At 40.5% G+C, this 16326-nt stretch carries 27 protein-coding genes; 23 read left to right on the top strand and 4 right to left on the bottom strand.

Annotated features, from left to right (window positions below; translation table 11 throughout):
- Positions 1–6: 6 nt before the first annotated feature.
- From rplV to A11Q_RS13940, 23 genes are all read left to right on the top strand, one after another.
- Positions 7–342: a 50S ribosomal protein L22 gene (gene rplV / locus A11Q_RS09585; RefSeq protein WP_015470612.1), complete on the top strand. Its 336-nt coding sequence runs from the start codon at positions 7–9 to the stop codon at positions 340–342.
- Positions 342–1013: a 30S ribosomal protein S3 gene (rpsC, locus tag A11Q_RS09580; RefSeq protein ID WP_015470611.1), complete on the top strand. Its 672-nt coding sequence runs from the start codon at positions 342–344 to the stop codon at positions 1011–1013. Before rplV ends, rpsC begins: the two co-directional genes overlap by 1 nt.
- Positions 1000–1407 (top strand): 50S ribosomal protein L16, encoded by a 408-nt coding sequence (gene rplP / locus A11Q_RS09575; RefSeq protein ID WP_015470610.1) that lies wholly within the window; start codon positions 1000–1002, stop codon positions 1405–1407. Before rpsC ends, rplP begins: the two co-directional genes overlap by 14 nt.
- Before the next feature lie 2 nt (positions 1408–1409).
- Entirely contained in the window at positions 1410–1601 is a 192-nt protein-coding gene (rpmC, locus tag A11Q_RS09570; RefSeq protein WP_015470609.1) for a 50S ribosomal protein L29, read from the top strand.
- Position 1602: 1 nt separating this feature from the next.
- A complete protein-coding gene (gene rpsQ, locus A11Q_RS09565) occupies positions 1603–1878 on the top strand; it encodes a 30S ribosomal protein S17 (RefSeq protein ID WP_015470608.1) in 276 nt (91 codons plus the stop codon).
- Between the two features lie 9 nt (positions 1879–1887).
- Complete coding sequence (gene rplN, locus A11Q_RS09560) at positions 1888–2256, top strand: 50S ribosomal protein L14 (RefSeq protein WP_015470607.1); 369 nt, start codon at positions 1888–1890, stop codon at positions 2254–2256.
- Positions 2257–2265: 9 nt separating this feature from the next.
- Complete coding sequence (rplE, locus tag A11Q_RS09555; protein ID WP_015470606.1) at positions 2266–2805, top strand: 50S ribosomal protein L5; 540 nt, start codon at positions 2266–2268, stop codon at positions 2803–2805.
- Positions 2806–2816: 11 nt separating this feature from the next.
- Entirely contained in the window at positions 2817–3122 is a 306-nt protein-coding gene (gene rpsN / locus A11Q_RS09550; protein ID WP_015470605.1) for a 30S ribosomal protein S14, read from the top strand.
- Between the two features lie 8 nt (positions 3123–3130).
- On the top strand, positions 3131–3520 hold the full coding sequence (rpsH, locus tag A11Q_RS09545) for a 30S ribosomal protein S8 (protein WP_015470604.1): 390 nt from the start codon (positions 3131–3133) through the stop codon (positions 3518–3520).
- A 6-nt stretch (positions 3521–3526) separates the two neighbouring features.
- Complete coding sequence (gene rplF / locus A11Q_RS09540) at positions 3527–4066, top strand: 50S ribosomal protein L6 (RefSeq protein ID WP_015470603.1); 540 nt, start codon at positions 3527–3529, stop codon at positions 4064–4066.
- Between the two features lie 23 nt (positions 4067–4089).
- Entirely contained in the window at positions 4090–4458 is a 369-nt protein-coding gene (gene rplR / locus A11Q_RS09535; protein ID WP_015470602.1) for a 50S ribosomal protein L18, read from the top strand.
- Between the two features lie 11 nt (positions 4459–4469).
- Positions 4470–4925 (top strand): 30S ribosomal protein S5, encoded by a 456-nt coding sequence (gene rpsE / locus A11Q_RS09530; RefSeq protein WP_015470601.1) that lies wholly within the window; start codon positions 4470–4472, stop codon positions 4923–4925.
- The gene (gene rpmD, locus A11Q_RS09525; RefSeq protein ID WP_015470600.1) at positions 4925–5110 is read left to right on the top strand and encodes a 50S ribosomal protein L30; all 186 of its coding nucleotides are present in this window, start codon (positions 4925–4927) and stop codon (positions 5108–5110) included. The genes rpsE and rpmD overlap by 1 nt, the downstream gene beginning before the upstream one ends.
- A gap of 12 nt (positions 5111–5122) precedes the next feature.
- Positions 5123–5563: a 50S ribosomal protein L15 gene (gene rplO / locus A11Q_RS09520; protein ID WP_015470599.1), complete on the top strand. Its 441-nt coding sequence runs from the start codon at positions 5123–5125 to the stop codon at positions 5561–5563.
- Positions 5563–6888, top strand: coding sequence for a preprotein translocase subunit SecY (gene secY / locus A11Q_RS09515; RefSeq protein ID WP_015470598.1), 1326 nt, complete (start codon positions 5563–5565; stop codon positions 6886–6888). Before rplO ends, secY begins: the two co-directional genes overlap by 1 nt.
- Positions 6885–7532: an adenylate kinase gene (locus tag A11Q_RS09510; RefSeq protein WP_015470597.1), complete on the top strand. Its 648-nt coding sequence runs from the start codon at positions 6885–6887 to the stop codon at positions 7530–7532. The genes secY and A11Q_RS09510 overlap by 4 nt, the downstream gene beginning before the upstream one ends.
- Before the next feature lie 58 nt (positions 7533–7590).
- Positions 7591–7704 (top strand): 50S ribosomal protein L36, encoded by a 114-nt coding sequence (gene rpmJ, locus A11Q_RS13710; RefSeq protein WP_083860512.1) that lies wholly within the window; start codon positions 7591–7593, stop codon positions 7702–7704.
- Positions 7705–7707: 3 nt separating this feature from the next.
- Entirely contained in the window at positions 7708–8082 is a 375-nt protein-coding gene (gene rpsM, locus A11Q_RS09505) for a 30S ribosomal protein S13 (RefSeq protein ID WP_015470596.1), read from the top strand.
- 16 nt (positions 8083–8098) lie between these two features.
- Positions 8099–8494, top strand: coding sequence for a 30S ribosomal protein S11 (rpsK, locus tag A11Q_RS09500; RefSeq protein WP_015470595.1), 396 nt, complete (start codon positions 8099–8101; stop codon positions 8492–8494).
- A 12-nt stretch (positions 8495–8506) separates the two neighbouring features.
- The gene (gene rpsD / locus A11Q_RS09495) at positions 8507–9133 is read left to right on the top strand and encodes a 30S ribosomal protein S4 (RefSeq protein WP_015470594.1); all 627 of its coding nucleotides are present in this window, start codon (positions 8507–8509) and stop codon (positions 9131–9133) included.
- A gap of 14 nt (positions 9134–9147) precedes the next feature.
- Positions 9148–10182: a DNA-directed RNA polymerase subunit alpha gene (locus A11Q_RS09490; protein WP_015470593.1), complete on the top strand. Its 1035-nt coding sequence runs from the start codon at positions 9148–9150 to the stop codon at positions 10180–10182.
- A 23-nt stretch (positions 10183–10205) separates the two neighbouring features.
- A complete protein-coding gene (rplQ, locus tag A11Q_RS09485; protein WP_015470592.1) occupies positions 10206–10736 on the top strand; it encodes a 50S ribosomal protein L17 in 531 nt (176 codons plus the stop codon).
- A 113-nt stretch (positions 10737–10849) separates the two neighbouring features.
- Entirely contained in the window at positions 10850–11395 is a 546-nt protein-coding gene (locus tag A11Q_RS13940; RefSeq protein WP_051056765.1) for a TlpA family protein disulfide reductase, read from the top strand.
- Positions 11396–11507: 112 nt separating this feature from the next.
- Here the strand turns inward: A11Q_RS13940 and A11Q_RS09475 are convergent, their stop codons facing one another.
- Genes A11Q_RS09475 through A11Q_RS09460 form a run of 4 tightly spaced genes read right to left on the bottom strand, consistent with a single transcriptional unit; the run spans position 11508 to position 16302 of the window.
- The gene (locus A11Q_RS09475; RefSeq protein WP_015470590.1) at positions 11508–13508 is read right to left on the bottom strand and encodes a TIGR03545 family protein; all 2001 of its coding nucleotides are present in this window, start codon (positions 13506–13508) and stop codon (positions 11508–11510) included.
- A 2-nt stretch (positions 13509–13510) separates the two neighbouring features.
- The gene (locus tag A11Q_RS09470; RefSeq protein ID WP_015470589.1) at positions 13511–14038 is read right to left on the bottom strand and encodes a TIGR03546 family protein; all 528 of its coding nucleotides are present in this window, start codon (positions 14036–14038) and stop codon (positions 13511–13513) included.
- A 19-nt stretch (positions 14039–14057) separates the two neighbouring features.
- Positions 14058–15329, bottom strand: a complete 1272-nt coding sequence (locus A11Q_RS09465; RefSeq protein WP_015470588.1) for a trans-sulfuration enzyme family protein — start codon at positions 15327–15329, stop codon at positions 14058–14060.
- The gene (locus A11Q_RS09460) at positions 15316–16302 is read right to left on the bottom strand and encodes a lysylphosphatidylglycerol synthase transmembrane domain-containing protein (protein ID WP_015470587.1); all 987 of its coding nucleotides are present in this window, start codon (positions 16300–16302) and stop codon (positions 15316–15318) included. The genes A11Q_RS09465 and A11Q_RS09460 overlap by 14 nt, the downstream gene beginning before the upstream one ends.
- Positions 16303–16326: the final 24 nt, after the last annotated feature.

Here is a 16326-nt window from a genome sequence, read left to right as displayed (position 1 = left end):
TAGATAATGGAATCTAAAGCATCTTTAAAATATACAATGGTCGGAGCTCAAAAAGCTCGTTTAGTGGCCGATGTTGTTCGCGGTAAGTCTGTAGATGAGGCATTAAAAACCCTTACTTACATGAATAAAAAAACTGCTGTGTTGGTTAAGAAATTAATCGAGTCAGCTGTTGCCAATGCTGAATACAAAAAAACGATGAACATGGACAAGTTGTACGTGAAATCTATCACTGTAGATCAAGGCCCTGTGTTGAAACGTTTCAGACCAAGAGCTCAAGGTCGTGCCTTCGGCGTTCGTAAAAAATTGAGTCATATCAATGTTGTCATTGGGGAGAGTAAATAGTGGGACAAAAGGTTCATCCGATTGGATTACGTGTAGGTGTCATCAGAACTTGGGATTCTCGTTGGTATGCTAAAGGCCAAACCTATTATGACAATTTACATGAAGACATTAAATTAAGAAAATATTTGAAAGCTAAATTGAAACACGCTGGTGTTTCTAAAATCGAGTTAGAGCGTGCAGCTAATAAAGTTAAAGTGATCATTCACACTGCTCGCCCTGGTGTTGTTATCGGTAAAAAAGGTACTGGCATCGATACTCTAAAAGCTGATGTTCAAAAGTTAACGACTAACGAAGTTTTCTTGAGCATCCAAGAAGTTAGAAAACCAGACACTGACGCTCAATTAGTTGCTGAAAGCATTGCGATGCAATTAGAAAAACGTATCTCTTGGAGACGTGCACTTAAGAAAGCTATCGCTGCAGCCACTAAGGGCGGCGTACGCGGGATCAAAGTTCGTGTTTCTGGTCGTTTAGATGGAGCAGAGATTGCTCGTTCTGAATGGTACAATGAGAAATCTGTTCCTTTACATACATTAAGAGCCGACATTGATTACGGAACTGCTGAGGCATTAACTGCTTACGGTATTATCGGAATGAAAGTTTGGATCTACAAAGGTGATATCCTTTCTGCTAGAGAGGTTCAAGTTCAGGAGGCTGGCCGTGCTAAGTCCTAAACGTGTTAAGTGGAGAAAACAATTTGTTGGTCGTGCGTCGGGCTTAGCTCATCGCGGATCTAACTTAGATTTCGGTGATTTCGGATTACAAGCTGCTGAAGAAGGGCGTTTAACTGCTCGTCAATTAGAAGCTGGCCGTGTTGCTATTAACAGAACAATTAAACGTGGTGGTAAAGTTTGGTGCCGCGTTTATCCAGATGTTCCTGTAACTAAAAAACCTGCTGAGACTCGTATGGGTAGCGGTAAAGGTAATCCAGAGTTTTGGGTTGCCCGCGTTCTTCCAGGAAGAATCCTGTTTGAAATGAACGGCGTTACTAAAGAGCAAGCGAAAGAAGCCTTCGAGCGCGCAGCGCACAAGCTTCCTTTTAAAACTAAATTTTTAGAGAGAGTTTAGTCATGAAATTTGCGGATATTGAAAATAAATCAGTAACTGAGTTGATCAAGCAGAAGAACGAACTTTCTGCTAAGTTGTTCGAAATGAAAATGAAAAATTCATTGGGCCAACTTGCAACACCTCATCAAGTAAGAAATGTTCGTCGTGATATCGCACGTATTAATACGGCGATCGTAAGAAAGGCGGCTAGATAGTATGGCTACACAAACTACTACAGCTACTAGAGGACGTCGTGTTGAGTTACAAGGTGAAGTTGTAGCTAACAAAACTCAAAAAACAATTTCAGTTTTGGTTTACAGAACTGTTAAGCACGATAAATACGGTAAGTACGTGAAAAAATCGACTGTATTGAAAGCTCACGATGAAAAGCAAGTTGCTAAAGTCGGAGACACAGTAACTATCGTTGAATCTCGTCCAATCAGCAAAACTAAACGCTGGACTTTGTCTGGTGTTGTAAGCGCAGCGAAGTAAGGTGCATATATGATACAAATGCAATCTAGATTAAATGTTGCAGATAACTCAGGGGCTAAAGAAGTCATGTGCGTAAAAGTACTTGGCGGCTCTAAAAGAAGATTTGCTCACATCGGTGACATTATCGTCGTGTCTATTAAAGATGCGATGCCAAATGCTAAAGTTAAAAAAGGTGACGTAGCGAAAGCAGTTATCGTTCGCACAAAGCACAAATTGCGCCGTCCGGATGGAAGCTACATCCGTTTCGATGACAATTCGGCTGTATTGATCAATGCATCTAAAGAGCCAGTAGGTACTCGTATCTTCGGCCCTGTTGCAAGAGAGTTAAGAGCAAAACAATTCGTTAAGATTGTTTCTCTGGCTCCGGAAGTTTTATAGAGGTTAATGATGAATCGTTTACAAGAAACCTACCAAAAAGAGATCGTACCCGCTTTATCAAAGCAAATGGGTTACAAAAGCTCGATGCAAGTTCCTCGTTTAGAGAAAATCATCATCAGCGTTTGTACAAGCGAAGCTGTTCAAAATCCGAAAATCGTTAACGGTATCGTTGAAGAGATTTCTGCGATTGCTGGACAAAAAGCAGTTGTTACTAAAGCTAAAAAAGCCATCTCTAACTTCAAGTTAAGAGAAGGCATTCCAATAGGTGTTCGCGTGACTTTGCGTCGCGAACGCATGTGGTCATTCTTGGATCGTTTACAAACTTTGGCTTTGCCACGCGTACGTGACTTCCGTGGATTACCTTCAAAAGGTTTTGATGGTCGTGGAAACTACAATATGGGTCTGAAAGAACAGATCGTATTCCCGGAAATCAATTACGATAAAATCGAAAAAGTTCGCGGTATGAATATCACTATTTGTACTACTGCCGGTAACGACAACGAAGGTAGAGCATTGTTAGAGGCCCTTGGAATGCCTTTCAGAAAGTAATAGGATAGAAAATGGCAAGAAAAGCAAGTATTGAGAAAAACAATAAAAGAAAAGAAAAATCAACTCGCTACTATAAATATAGAACTGAGTTGAGAGCTAAAGCTGTAGACTTGAAACTTTCTGATGAGGAAAGAGATGCGGCTCGCGCAAAGTTACAAGCTTTGCCACGCGACACTAATCCGAACAGAGTTATTACTCGTTGCCAATTATCAGGTCGTCCTCGCGGTAACTACCGTAAGTTCGGTCTTTCAAGAATTGCATTCAGACAATTAGCTCTTGATGGTAAATTGCCTGGCGTAACGAAAGCTAGCTGGTAGGAGGAACAATGGACACTATCGCACAAATGTTAACAATCATTAGAAATGCATCGGCAGCGAAACTTGAAAAAGTAGATATGCCGGCTTCAAAAATGCGTGAGAACGTTGCTAAAATCCTAGTTAACGAAGGTTTTGCTCGCAGCTACAAAATTGCTCGTGATAGCAAACAAGGTATCATGCGCGTTTACTTGAAGTACAACGAAACAGGTGAGCCTGGTTTCATCAACTTGGAAAAAGTAAGTACTCCAGGAAGACGTGTATATGTTCAAGCTACAGAAATTCCTGTAGTTCGTTCTGGTACAGGCCAAGCAATCATCAGTACAAGTAAAGGAATCATGACAGGTAAAGATGCGAAAACTAACCACTTAGGTGGCGAGCTTCTTTGCTTAGTTTGGTAGGGTGTTATGTCAAGAATAGGTAAGTATCCAGTTAATTTCGATGAAAAAGTACAAGTGAGCGTTGCTGGTCAATTAGTAACGATCAAAGGTGCTAAGTCTGCTTTGAAGTATGATTTAGACACTCGTATTACTGCTAAAGTTGACGGTAAAACAGTAGTTTTGACTCGCGCTGATGATTCTAAAGAATCTAAATCTTTGCATGGTCTTTACAAAGTTTTAATCCAAAATGCTGTAACTGGTTTAACAACTGGTTTCACAAAATCTTTAGAATTACACGGGGTTGGATACCGCGCGAATGTTCAAGGTAAAAAACTTGAATTGTCGTTAGGTTTCTCTCATCCGATTAATTTCGACATTCCAGAAGGAATCGAAATTAAAGTTGATAAGCAAACAACTGTAGTTGTTACTGGTGCTGATAAGGCGTTGGTAGGACAAGTTGCTGCTAAAATCAGAGGCTACAGACCACCAGAGCCATACTTAGGAAAAGGCGTTCGCTACTCAGGCGAGCACATCCGTCGTAAAGCCGGTAAGTCTGCAGGTAAATAGATTTTAAAATATAGAGGTATTTTATGAAGTTAAGAGTTTCAAAACATACGTCGTCAAAAACGGCTAACAGAATGAAGAAGAAAATCAGAATCAGAAAAACTGTAAAAGGTACTTCTGAAAGACCTCGTCTTTGTGTTTTCCGTAGCGGCAAGCATATCTATGCTCAAGTGATCAATGACGATGCTATGCAAACGATTTTAGCTGTGTCTTCATTAAGCTTAGAAGCGAAAGCTTCTGGTAAAGACTTAGCTAAAACAGTTGGTAAAGCAGTAGCTGAAGCTGCTATCAAAAAAGGTATCAATACTGTTGTTTTTGATAGAAATGGTTTTATCTACCATGGTCGTATTCAATCTTTAGCAGACGGCGCACGCGAAGCTGGCTTACAATTTTAATCGGAGATTAAATGGAAAAAGTGAACGTAAATGAATTCGAAGAAAAAGTAGTTGCGATCAACCGTGTTACTAAAGTTGTTAAAGGTGGTCGTAGATTTTCTTTCGCCGCTTTAGTAGTTGTAGGTGATAAATTAGGTCAAGTTGGATTCGGAACTGGTAAAGCCGGTGAAGTTCCTGAGGCGATCGGTAAAGCAACTCGTTCTGCTAAGAAAACTTGTAAAGAGATGAGCCTTAAAGATGGAACAATTCCTCACGAAGTAATTGGCCGCTTTGGTAGCGCTAAAGTTATCATGAAACCTGCTGCTGCTGGTACTGGCGTAATCGCAGGTGGTGCTGTACGTGCGGTTCTTGAGTCAGTTGGTGTGAAAGATATCTTAACAAAATGTGTTGGTACTCGTAACCCTCACAATGCTGTTCGCGCCACTTTAGATGGTTTGAAACAGTTAAGAAAATCAGGAGCTCAGTAATGGCTAAAACATTCGAAGTAAAACTGAAAAAATCAACTATCGGCTGCAGCCAAGATCAAATCAAAACTGTTCGCGCGCTAGGTTTGAAAAAAGTAAATCAAACAGTAGTTAAAGCTGACAACCCTGCAAACAGAGGTCAGCTTTATAAAATTCAACACTTAGTTGAGATCACTGTTAAGAATTAATTGGAGTTCGTCATGAGTTTATTATCAAATTTAAAACCTAAAGCTGGATCTACTCACTACGGTAAAAGAATCGGTCGTGGTATCGGTTCTGGTATGGGTGGAACATCAACTAAAGGTCACAAAGGTCAATTAGCTCGTACAGGTGGAACTGTAAGACGTGGTTTCGAGGGTGGTCAAACTCCTCTTTCTCGTCGTCTTCCTAAGTTCGGTTTTACTAATGCGGCATTTGCTAATGAATTCCAAATCATCAACTTGTCTGACTTGAATAAATTTCAAGGTGATGTTGATGCGGCGGTTTTACATAAAGCTGGTTTAGTAACTAAATCTGCTCGTGTAAAAGTATTAGCTAAAGGTGAATTGACTAAAGCAGTTACTGTTAAAGCTCACGCATTCAGTGAAAAAGCTAAAGCAGCTATTGAAAAAGCTGGTGGCAAAATTGAGGTAATCAAGTAGTGGCGAGCCAGAATAGCGACAGCAAAGGTTTAGGTAGTCTTAAAAGTAAAATATTTTTCACCTTAATTTGTTTAGCTGTTTACAGAATTGGGGTCCACATTCCGACTCCAGGAGTTAACGGAAATGCTGTATCTGAGTTTTTTAACTCTCAGAGCCGCGGCATTTTCGGTATGTTCAACACCTTCAGTGGTGGTGCTTTAGAGCAATTTTCTGTATTTGCTCTAGGGATCATGCCGTACATTTCGGCGTCGATCATTTTCCAACTTTTAACGTCAGCAGTTCCTCACCTTGAAGCTTTGAAAAAAGAGGGTGAAGCTGGTCGTAAAAAAATCAGTCAATACACTAAATACGCTACTGTGGTGTTAGCTGTTGTCCAAGGTTATGGAATTAGTTCTTGGCTTTCTGGTCAAACAACACAGATGGGGCAGTCATTATTGGCTTCAGGCTCTTTAGGTATTCTTCCTTTTAAATTTGTAACGGTCCTGACATTAGTTGCAGGTACTTGTTTTATTATGTGGTTAGGTGATCAGATCACTGAAAAAGGTATCGGTAATGGTACATCTTTGATCATCTTTACTGGTATTGCGGCTTCAATCCCATCTGGTGCGAGTCACTTATATGACTTGGTTAAAACGGGTGAGTTAAGATTCATTATCGCAGCTGGTTTGTTGTTATTCATGGTATTAGTTATTGCTGCTGTTATCTTTATGGAAGTAGCACAAAGACGTATCGCTATTCAGTATAGCCAACGCCTAGCTAATAATAACATGGGATCTTTGGCTTCTAGCCATTTACCGATCAAGATCAACTTCCCAGGTGTTATTCCGCCGATTTTTGCGAGTTCATTATTGATGTTCCCAAGTACACTTGCTCAATTCGTGAATGTACCTTGGTTAACAGCGATGAATGAATCGTTAAATCCGAATGGAGTTATCTTTAATATTCTATTCGTATTGTTCATCGTATTCTTCTCGTTCTTCTACACAGACATCGTGTTTAATGCTGATGAAGTGTCTGAGAACTTGAAAAAATCTGGAGCTTTTGTTCCAGGTATCCGCGCTGGTAAAAGCACGGCTGAGTTTATTCGCTACGTTTTAGATCGCATCAATGTCCTAGGTTGTTTGTACCTTTGTATCATTTGTATTTTACCTGGATTGATGGTGCAGTTCTTAAATATCCCGTTCCACTTCGGTGGTACGAGCTTACTGATCTTGGTGGGTGTTGCTATTGATACATCTCAACAAATTCAGTCACATTTATTATCTAGCAAATATGACTCTTTCCTTAAGGGCGTTAAGATCCGCAGTAGAAGGGTTCAGTTTTGAACATAATTTTGATAGGAGCTCCGGGGTCGGGTAAAGGTACCCAGTCCCGTAGATTTATTGATAAATTTGGCTTTGTTCAACTGAGTACTGGAGATGTTTTAAGAGCTGCTATTGCGGCCAAAACAGAAACTGGTCTACTGGCTCAGAGTTTTATGGATCAGGGGAAGCTTGTTCCCGATGAAGTTATGATCAGCCTAGTTGATGGCTACATGACTCAACAAGCAGGGAAATCTGTTATTTTTGATGGATTTCCAAGAACAGTCGCTCAGGCGGAAAGCTTGAACGATATGCTTAAAAAAAGAGCATCTAAGATTGAAAAAGTAGTTTATTTTAAGATCAATCCTCAGATCTTAGTTAAACGCTTAACCGGTCGTAGAACATGTTCTCAATGTGGTGAAATCTACCATATCGAGACTAAGCCTTCGAGCAAGGGTGATTTGTGCGAAAAGTGCAATGGACCCCTGGTTCACAGGGCAGACGACAGGGAAGATGTTATTAATGAGCGGCTGGCTCAGTTCGAAAAGAACACAGGTCCCACAATCGAATTCTACAGAAAGCAGGGAAATCTTGCAGAAGTAGACAGCGATCAAGAGCCTGATGTGGTTTTTGAGCAAATTACGAAAATATTAGGATTAGCGAATTAGAGCTAGACTAGGTTTATATAGAGTGTTACTAATTGTAGCCTTTTGGCGGAGTATTGTTATGAAGGTCAGACCATCTGTAAAGAAGATTTGTAATAAATGTAAAGTTATTAAAAGAAAAGGTGTTGTTAGAGTGATCTGTGAAAACTCTAAACACAAGCAAAGGCAGGGTTAAGCTATGGCACGTTTAATGGGTATCGACTTACCTCGTAATAAGAGAGTAGAAGTCGCATTAACATATATTTTCGGTATCGGTCGCTCTAGAGCGCGCAACATCTGTAAAGAAGTTGGTATTGACGAAAGCTTACGTACTGATGCTTTAACAGACGAACATATTGCACAAATGCGTGCGTTGATCGAAGCCAACTTTAAAGTTGAGGGTGATCTACGTCGTGATGTTGGTATGTTTATCAAACGCTTAACTGATATCAACTGCTACCGCGGAACTCGCCACAGAAAAGGTTTACCTGTTCGTGGTCAAAACACGCGTTCAAATGCACGTACTCGTAAAGGTCCTAAGAAAACCGTAGCGAACAAGAAAAAAGCTGTTTAATCGGTAGGGTGATAGAATGAATACAATGGAAAAAAAGCCTACGGCTAAGAAAAAAGTTAAAAAGAATGTTGTTCAAGGTCAGTGTCATATCTCTGCTGGCTTCGGTAACGTTATCATCACATTTACTGATCCAAATGGAAATACAGTTTCATGGTCATCAGCTGGACACTTAGGTTTCAAAGGTAGCCGTAAAGGTACTCCTTACGCTGCTCAAGTGACTTGTGAAGATGCTGCGAAGAAAGCTATGGATAGCGGTATGAAATCAGTGGATGTTTTGCTAACTGGTCCTGGTGCAGGTCGTGAACCGGCAATCAGAGCTTTAGCAGGAACAGGTATGAGAATTCTTTCTTTGAAAGATATCACTCCAATCCCTCACAACGGATGCCGACCTCCTAAGCGTCGTAGAATTTAATCGGAGTATAATATGAGTTGCGTAAATAGTTCAGTTTGCAAATTATGCCGTCGTGAAAACATGAAGCTTTTCTTAAAAGGTGACAGATGTTTCACTGACAAATGTGCTTTTGAAAGAAGACCATATCCTCCAGGACAACACGGACAATCTCGTTTGAAGTTCTCTGAGTTCGCTTTGCAATTGCGTGAAAAACAAAAAGCAAAAAGATACTATGGTCTTTCTGAGAAACAATTCCATAAATATTTTGAAATGGCTGATCAATCAAAAGAGATCACTGGTAATGCTTTATTGAAATTCTTAGAGTTACGTTTAGACAACGTAGTTTACACTCTAGGTTTCGCAAGCTCTCGTCGTGAAGCTCGTCAGTTGATTTCACACAACCACTTCCTTGTTAATGGTAAACGCGTGAATATTCCAAGCTTTATCGTGAACAAAGGTGATGTAGTTGAAGTTAGCCAAAGCAGTAAAGAGATGGGCAAAGTTCAAACGGCTATCCAAGCTGTTGCACGTCGTACAATCCCAAGCTGGCTTGAGGCTAATCACGCTGCGTTTAAAGGAACCGTAAAAGATCTTCCTTCACGTGATGAAGTCACAATTCCAGTAGAAGAAAGTATGATCGTTGAGTACTACTCACGATAATTAAGGGGACGAGAATGCAAGAGCACTATTATAAATTTTGGAGAGAGTTAATTAAACCAAAAGGATTCGAGATCGAGAAAGATACTCAATCTTTAGAGTACGCTAAATTTGTCGTACGCCCTCTTGAAAGAGGTTTTGGTGTTACTCTTGGAAATTCATTAAGAAGAATTCTATTAAGCTCTATGATGGGATCTGCAGTAACTGCAGTGAAATTCGAAGGTGTTTTACATGAGTTCTCGACTATTCCAGATGTGCTTGAAGATGTTTCTGATATTATCCTTAACTTGAAACAAGTTCGTTTCAGACAGTATAACTCAGAAGCTTTGACATTGAAAATTTCAAAAAAAGGTCCTGGTGTAGTTACGGCTGCAGATATCTCTACATCTGACAAAATTGAAATTTTGAATCCTCACCAGCACATTGCTACATTGGGCAATAATGCAACTTTCAACGCTGAGTTGATCGTTTCTTATGGTCGCGGTTATGCTCCTGTTGAGAACAGTGCTGAAGATCTACCAGTTGGATTTATCGGTGTTGATGCTCTTCACAGCCCGATCAGAAAAGTTAACTATTCAGTTTCTAATGCTCGCGTAGGACAAAGAACAGATTACGATTCTTTGGCTTTAGAAGTATGGACTGATGGTTCTTTGAAGCCTGAAGAAGCAGTGTCTTTGGCGTCAAAAATCTTAAAAGAACAATTACAGATCTTCTTAACTTTTGATGAATCACTTGAGCCAACTGACGAAGTTAGAGGCGCAGGTACATCATCATTGAATGAAAATCTGTTCCGCTCAGTTGATGATTTAGAGTTGAGTGTTAGATCTGCTAACTGCTTGAAGAATGCGAATATTCGCTTCATCGGTGAGTTAGTTGTGAGATCTGAAGCTGAAATGTTGAAGACTAAAAACTTCGGCCGTAAATCATTAAATGAAATTAAAGAAATCTTAACGACTATGGGCTTGGGTCTTGGAATGAAGATCGAAGGATGGCCACCTCCGGGATGGGATCCTAACCAAATGCCAGTGTCAGTTAAAAAAGAAGTGCAGTAAGCGTAAGAATATAGGAGTTCGAGATGGCATCTCATCGTCGTTTAGTAAAACATTTTAGTCGTAAAAGTGGTCCTCGTAAGGCTCTTTTGCGTGGTTTGATGAATTCTTTAGTAGAGCATGGTCGTATTAAAACGACTGTAGCACGTGCTAAAGAAGTTAGACGTCACATTGAAAAAGCAGTTACTTTGGGTAAAAAAGGTGACTTAAACTCAATCCGTCTTTTAGTGGCTCGTTTGGCTAATAAAGACGCGGCGTTAGATATCGTTAAAAACGTATCTCCGCGCTTTAAGGACCGTAATGGCGGCTACACTCGCGTGATCAAAATTGGTCGTAGACCAGGTGACACGGCAGAGATGGCTTTCTTAGAGTTCGTTGATTACGATTTCAAAGCAAAAGCTGCTAAACCTGCATTTAAAGCAACAAAAGAAGACAAAGTTGCGAAAAAAGCAGTGAGCAAAGCTAAAAAGAAAACAGCAGTTGCAGCTACTAAAGCTAAGAAAACTGTTAGAAAAATCCAGAGCAAATCTCGTGCAGCAATGCACGCTAGCAGATAATCTGATTTTCAATTTGATGTTGGAAACCCAAGGTGAAAACCTTGGGTTTTTTTTTGCGTAAAGGGTTCAATAATTGAATAAATGGCGCTAGTGTCGACGCCATGAAGCTTAACATGAAACTCAAAATCACGCTTGTATTTGTCGTTTTAGCCATCGCCTTTACCTATGCCGTTTTTAAAGGGAACTACTTTAGTTTTAGCTTTGCTCCTAAGCGTCCCGTGGCGGTGACGGAAGAGCTAAGTCCCGAGCAGTTATTTGACGGCCTTAAAGCGGCTGTGGTGCGCGATTATAAAGGGGCACCTCTACTGCTAGCTGACGATCTATTCATGCCTCAGAAGCCTGTTGTCGTGCATCTGTGGGCTTCTTGGTGTGGTCCTTGTGTGAACGAAGTGCCAGAACTGATTGAGTTTGCCCATAAGAATCCAGAAGTGACATTTATCGTGGTCTCTTTAGATGAAGAATCTGAAGATATTGCGAAGTTTATGAAGAGTTTCCCAGAATTTGATAGCAATCGCTTTATCCGTGTGTGGGATAAAGACAATGCTTTGGCTAAATTTATCAATGCGGACCGCTTGCCCATGAGTGCGGTGGTGCGTTCGGATCGAGCGCGAGTTCAAATGATCAAATCTGTCGTGGATTGGAATAACTTTGAGCTTTAGGCATTGCTGCTAAAGGCTTTTAATCTAGAAATAAAAATAACTAGAAATAAAAAAGAGGAGCTATGGGCTCCTCTTTTTATTTGAGACGTTTCTTTAATGGGTTCCTTGGACTTTATAGTCCGAATTTCTTTTTTAGTCCGTCGAGCTGTTTTTGACCTTCTTTTTGAAGTTCGCTTTTGGCTTTATCTTCAGCTTCCTTCTTGGCTTTATTGACCTGATCTTCGAAGTCTTTTTTAGCCTGAGCGATTTTGTCCTCTGTTTGTTTCTTTTGAGCATCTAGCTGTGTTTGTACTTTTTTGATTTCACCTTCGGCCTGCTGTTTTAAAGCATCCACTTCGGCATTGAACTGAGCTTTTAGCTTGTCAATTTCAGCGTTAACTGTTTTTTGCAGTTGTTCGTTAGCCTCTTTGATTTTATTTTGCAGAAGGTTCTGAAATGCACGTTCAAGGTCACCACCAAGGCTTGAGCGGATGTCGATATCGAGGTTTTTTAGTTCGCCCTTTGCAGAAGCCTGAAGATCAAACTGGCTGATTGTTCCCAGTGTGCTTTTCAGAACCTCATCGACGATTTTATTTTCTGCCGAGATATCAAATTTGACCTGACGGAACGCATTTGAAAGTCGAAGGTCGTATGTTTTGAAGCCCAGAACTTCACCCGATGTGAAGAACTTTGAGTCACTCAAAGGAATAGCGATATCGGCCTCTTTACTTTGAATCAGGCGAATATCTTTAATTGGGTAAGAATCGACTCCAAGATCGAATTTAACTAAGACCTCTGGGTTGATGTTATTGAAAAGTGCATTGATATGAATGCCTTTTAGACTTAGTGATTTGTAGTCCCCATCCACTTTAAGTGTTGTCGGTTTGCCAATCTGTCTTTGATTTGAGGTGATGTGGCTAATAAGCCCTTTAAAGTCACCATAGTCGGCCTGTGCATTAGATTGTGAGCTAATACGAATAGCTTGAATCCAAAACAGTGGGTAACCATTTTGAATCGGGAATTCGTATGTAACCCCAACTGTGCGAGGGTGCGGTTGAATCGTGTCATCAACGGCCTCTGTCTTTTCCCCATCGATCATTTTTGCATACTTCGGCGGAAGGTACTTTTGTAACATCGCTTTGTAGTCATCGAGTTTACGCATGTACGGAGTCAGATAACTCATGAAAAGAGCTTTAGCGAAGCTGCTGGCATCGATTTTCGGAATTTTAAAATGACTCTTAAGTGTATCGATATCGGTTTTAATCTGTAGTTCAATTGCTTTTCTGTCTTGATCTAAAGATTTTAAATCCGTTTCGAAGTTATTTTTTAGCTCTTGGACTTGTTTTGTGCGGGCATCAATTTCTTTAATTAAAGAGTCGGCTTCTTTGATGGAAGCGTCTAACTCTTGAAGATTTTGAAAGTCTTTGTATTTGATGCTGTTAAAGCGCGTATTCAGATTTTTTAGATCTTCTGACGTGGGAAGTGTTTTGATCTGAGCGTCCCAATCAGTGCGCTTAGCTGTCCACTTCTGATTCATTTGCTCGATCAGACGTTTAGATGCCAGTTGGCCTTCTAGATTTTGGATTTGAGCATCGAAGTTACCTGATTGTAGGAACTGAGCTACATCTCCCAAAATGTTATTGGGGTTGTCTTTGTCGAGTTTATTGAGGGCTTTACTTTGTAGTTGGTCCACAAAGCCGGGTTCGTTTGATGGTGGTTTAGGTGGAGCCACTTTCCCGCGATACGCACGTTTAGACATCAACTGAATGCCTTCAACTGCGATTTCTTCGATGACAAATTTTACACGCAATAAAGCATCCCAGTTCAGGTCAAAACGAATGTCGGCAAATTCAATTGAGTTGTAATCTGGCTTTTCTTTATTCGTCAGCTCTAATTTAGAAATTTGAACATGGCCCTTGAAGAAAGAGCTTTTGAACTGACCGACATTTACTTCAGCTCCGAGAGCTTGGTAACCAGTCCATTCAATGGCTTTCTTCATATGAAGATCAAAGAACAAAGTGAAGTAGAGGTAAGTTAATACCATTAGGATGGCAAAAGGTATAATGGCATTCCAACGGATTGGGCCCTGTTTTTTGACTTTTTTTACAGGAGGAGTTGTAGTTGTTTTGCTCATGATTAGGCTCCGTACAGGTCGTTATATTTTTTGTACCAGATATAAAAGCGAGTGGCGCTGAAGAACTTCCACGCTTTTGTCTTTTCGAGTCTGTGTACCAATGTGACCTGATACTTGATCACCAGTTGTTTGAAGACAAAAAATAGGATCGGGCAAAGAATAATCGAGATAATAAAAGAGCCCATCACAATCGAGTTGTTAAAACGAGTCATTGGGAGCAGAGGTACATTGTACATCCATGTCCATAGGGGACGTAGGGCTTCATGCTCAAGCAGAGCTCTTCCAATGGGATCCGCCACAGGATCTAATAAGTAGGCTATGAATTTGAAGAAGAAAGCTGAAATGAAGACAGCTCCTAGTTGCACGCGGAAAACAAAAGTGATGAATAAGACTAAAAAGGTTTGCAGTGAAATAAACGGAGCAAACCCAAGAAATATTCCGAAAGCCAAACCAGCGGCAATCTGATTTTGTCCAGTGTCAGAGTGTAATAGTCTGATCAGATTAATCAGTTGTTTCGTTAACAATGTCATGAAAGGACCCTTTCAATTTCTAAATGACTTTAAAAGCTTTCTCTAAATCTTGAATGATATCTTCTGTATCTTCAATGCCAATACTCATACGAATGAGTTTTGCTGGAATCCCTGACTTCTCTTGCTGCTCTTTTGGGACGGCGGCGTGAGTCATAAGGCCGGGTACTTCAATGAGCGTTTTAATAAGCCCAAGACTGACGGCCAATGTGATCGAGTAGCTTTTAGTCGCGATATGATTGATGAACTTTTCTGTGGTTTTATTTGAGCCCTTCAGTGTAAAGGTCAGCATTTGTCCTGGGGCAAAGTCTCCAGCTGGGGATCTTAAAAGTGATTTCGCCAGTTTGTACTGAGGAAATGAAGAAAGGCCTGGATAGAAGACTTTTTCGACGCGCGGATGCTTTTCAAGATACTGGGCTACTTTTAAAGCATTCTTTTGTTGGGCTTCAAAGCGCAGTACTTGCGAGGGGATACCATAGACCATGATATTCCATGCCGAGTGAGGATGCATGATCGCACCAATATCTTTGCGAATTAAAAGCAACTGGCTAAGGTGCTTTTGATAAGTAACGATGGCACCGCCCATTTCTGTTCCAAAGCCGGCGATATTTTTTGTTAAACTTTGAATAACAAGGTCAGCGCCATGTTCTAGTGGGCGCATTCCCCATGGTGTTGCAAAAGTATTATCGACTACGATTTTAATGCGATCTTGTTCTTTGCGGTTTTTGTTTTCGGCTTTAACTAATTTGCTGATTTTTTTGATGTCGACAATTTCGAGCGAAGGGTTCGAGACAGACTCGAAATATAAAATTTTTAATTTAGGATTACGTAAATCAGAGGCTGTTAGATCATTGATATTAATTAACTGATGTTCAATTCCAAAGCGTGGAAGCCACGATGTGATTAAACTATAAGTACAGCCATAAAGTGTTTTGTGAGAGATAACATGATCACCACTTTTCAAGAAAGCTAAAAGAGCTGCCGAGATAGCACCCATGCCACTAGAAAAACTAATAGCAGCTTCGCCATTTTCCATATTAGCCAATTGTTCTTCGAGCATTTTCGATGAAGGCTCTTCAAGGCGATCGTAAATCCAAATAGGATCAGTTTTATTTTTCTTCAGTTGCTTAGGGTTGGCAAAGAGTTGGAAACCGTCTGCCCCACGTTTAAGAGACTTGAGTCGGAAGGTGGTAGAAGCGGTCATTGGGGGGACAAGGTGATGCGAAAATTCCCATGCTTGGGTGGAGTCGGAACCGTGAACGTTGAAGGTTTTGATCGTACTACGTTTTTTCATAAGCGTGATTTTTTATCTCCTCTTTCATCTTTGGTCTGAAAGAAAAAATGGCCCCTCCTATAAGGGCGTAAAATAAATTAAAAATCTGTAAGGTCGTAATAGCAGTGATTGCGGCTTGTGCGATTTCGTCGCTGATATTTTGAAACATAATATAGATCGCAGCTTGGCCGACGCCGATCCCCGCTGGAAAAATCGGTATAGCTGAAGCCACAAAACAAAAGCAGCAAAGAGCGAAGAACACAAGGAATGAGGGTGGCGTTACACCTAAGGCTTCGACCACCTTATACATGAAGAAGATTCCAATTAGCTGTCCTACAAAACTCAGAACGAAGCTTTTCGCTTGTAGTTTAGTTTTGCGGAACGTGACAAATGTGAAGTGTAGGCTAGAAACTAGTTTTTCTAATTTTACTAAAATGGCAGAGTCTTTGGTTGAAAGAAAACGCGAAACCTGCGTGAGCACCATGGGTAAAAACAAAAGAGCAGAGATAATTCCAGCTAATAGTGCAATGCTAAGAAGTAAGAATTTTACTAGATAAGCTTCACGTTGTAGATAGTAGTCCCATGAAAGAAACAGGAATGTGAAAGTGATCATGGCAAAAAGTCCGAACACGCGGTCCGAGAGGACTGTCGATAATGCCTCAGAGCGAGTCATGGCCTTTGTTTTTGAAAGCTCAAGAGCTTTCACGATATCGCCGCCGACACCACCCGGTATGAAGTAATTAAAAAAGCTTCCGATTAAGTTTAATTGCAAAGCTTTAAAGGCCGTTAAAGGAGCAATCAGATTAACAAATAGATTCCAACGGGCAGCAAATAGTAATTGTTGCCCTAAAAAGATAATAAGCCCCAACGCTAAAATAAACGGATTGGTTAAAACAAAAGTCAGCTGTTCAAGACTGAATGGTCCCTTTTTTATAAGAACGAAAATAAGAGAAAAAGCCAAAAGCGGACGCCAGATTTTTTTTAGGAAGTTCATGCGTCTTTAATAATGACCTTGGGC

The sequence above is a fragment of the Pseudobdellovibrio exovorus JSS genome, assembly GCF_000348725.1.
Lineage (GTDB): Bacteria > Bdellovibrionota > Bdellovibrionia > Bdellovibrionales > Bdellovibrionaceae > Pseudobdellovibrio > Pseudobdellovibrio exovorus.
The sequence above is the reverse complement of the archived record's forward strand: the minus strand, read 5'-3'. Positions and strand labels throughout refer to the sequence as shown.

Bases quoted from the DNA above. Each gene is read 5' to 3' on its own strand.
- A11Q_RS09465 (WP_015470588.1), bottom strand. From the start codon at position 15,329: ATGAAAAAACGTAGTACGATCAAAACCTTCAACGTTCACGGTTCCGAC.
- rpsE (WP_015470601.1), top strand. From the start codon at position 4,470: ATGGAAAAAGTGAACGTAAATGAATTCGAAGAAAAAGTAGTTGCGATC.
- rplQ (WP_015470592.1), top strand. From the start codon at position 10,206: ATGGCATCTCATCGTCGTTTAGTAAAACATTTTAGTCGTAAAAGTGGT.
- rplV (WP_015470612.1), top strand. From the start codon at position 7: ATGGAATCTAAAGCATCTTTAAAATATACAATGGTCGGAGCTCAAAAA.
- rplE (WP_015470606.1), top strand. From the start codon at position 2,266: ATGAATCGTTTACAAGAAACCTACCAAAAAGAGATCGTACCCGCTTTA.
- rplR (WP_015470602.1), top strand. From the start codon at position 4,090: ATGAAGTTAAGAGTTTCAAAACATACGTCGTCAAAAACGGCTAACAGA.
- rpsM (WP_015470596.1), top strand. From the start codon at position 7,708: ATGGCACGTTTAATGGGTATCGACTTACCTCGTAATAAGAGAGTAGAA.
- rplF (WP_015470603.1), top strand. From the start codon at position 3,527: ATGTCAAGAATAGGTAAGTATCCAGTTAATTTCGATGAAAAAGTACAA.
- A11Q_RS09490 (WP_015470593.1), top strand. From the start codon at position 9,148: ATGCAAGAGCACTATTATAAATTTTGGAGAGAGTTAATTAAACCAAAA.
- rpmC (WP_015470609.1), top strand. From the start codon at position 1,410: ATGAAATTTGCGGATATTGAAAATAAATCAGTAACTGAGTTGATCAAG.
- rplN (WP_015470607.1), top strand. From the start codon at position 1,888: ATGATACAAATGCAATCTAGATTAAATGTTGCAGATAACTCAGGGGCT.
- rpsN (WP_015470605.1), top strand. From the start codon at position 2,817: ATGGCAAGAAAAGCAAGTATTGAGAAAAACAATAAAAGAAAAGAAAAA.
- A11Q_RS09470 (WP_015470589.1), bottom strand. From the start codon at position 14,038: ATGACATTGTTAACGAAACAACTGATTAATCTGATCAGACTATTACAC.
- rpsD (WP_015470594.1), top strand. From the start codon at position 8,507: ATGAGTTGCGTAAATAGTTCAGTTTGCAAATTATGCCGTCGTGAAAAC.
- rpsK (WP_015470595.1), top strand. From the start codon at position 8,099: ATGAATACAATGGAAAAAAAGCCTACGGCTAAGAAAAAAGTTAAAAAG.
- rpmD (WP_015470600.1), top strand. From the start codon at position 4,925: ATGGCTAAAACATTCGAAGTAAAACTGAAAAAATCAACTATCGGCTGC.
- rplO (WP_015470599.1), top strand. From the start codon at position 5,123: ATGAGTTTATTATCAAATTTAAAACCTAAAGCTGGATCTACTCACTAC.
- rpsH (WP_015470604.1), top strand. From the start codon at position 3,131: ATGGACACTATCGCACAAATGTTAACAATCATTAGAAATGCATCGGCA.
- A11Q_RS13940 (WP_051056765.1), top strand. From the start codon at position 10,850: ATGAAACTCAAAATCACGCTTGTATTTGTCGTTTTAGCCATCGCCTTT.
- rpmJ (WP_083860512.1), top strand. From the start codon at position 7,591: ATGAAGGTCAGACCATCTGTAAAGAAGATTTGTAATAAATGTAAAGTT.
- A11Q_RS09475 (WP_015470590.1), bottom strand. From the start codon at position 13,508: ATGAGCAAAACAACTACAACTCCTCCTGTAAAAAAAGTCAAAAAACAG.
- rpsQ (WP_015470608.1), top strand. From the start codon at position 1,603: ATGGCTACACAAACTACTACAGCTACTAGAGGACGTCGTGTTGAGTTA.
- A11Q_RS09460 (WP_015470587.1), bottom strand. From the start codon at position 16,302: ATGAACTTCCTAAAAAAAATCTGGCGTCCGCTTTTGGCTTTTTCTCTT.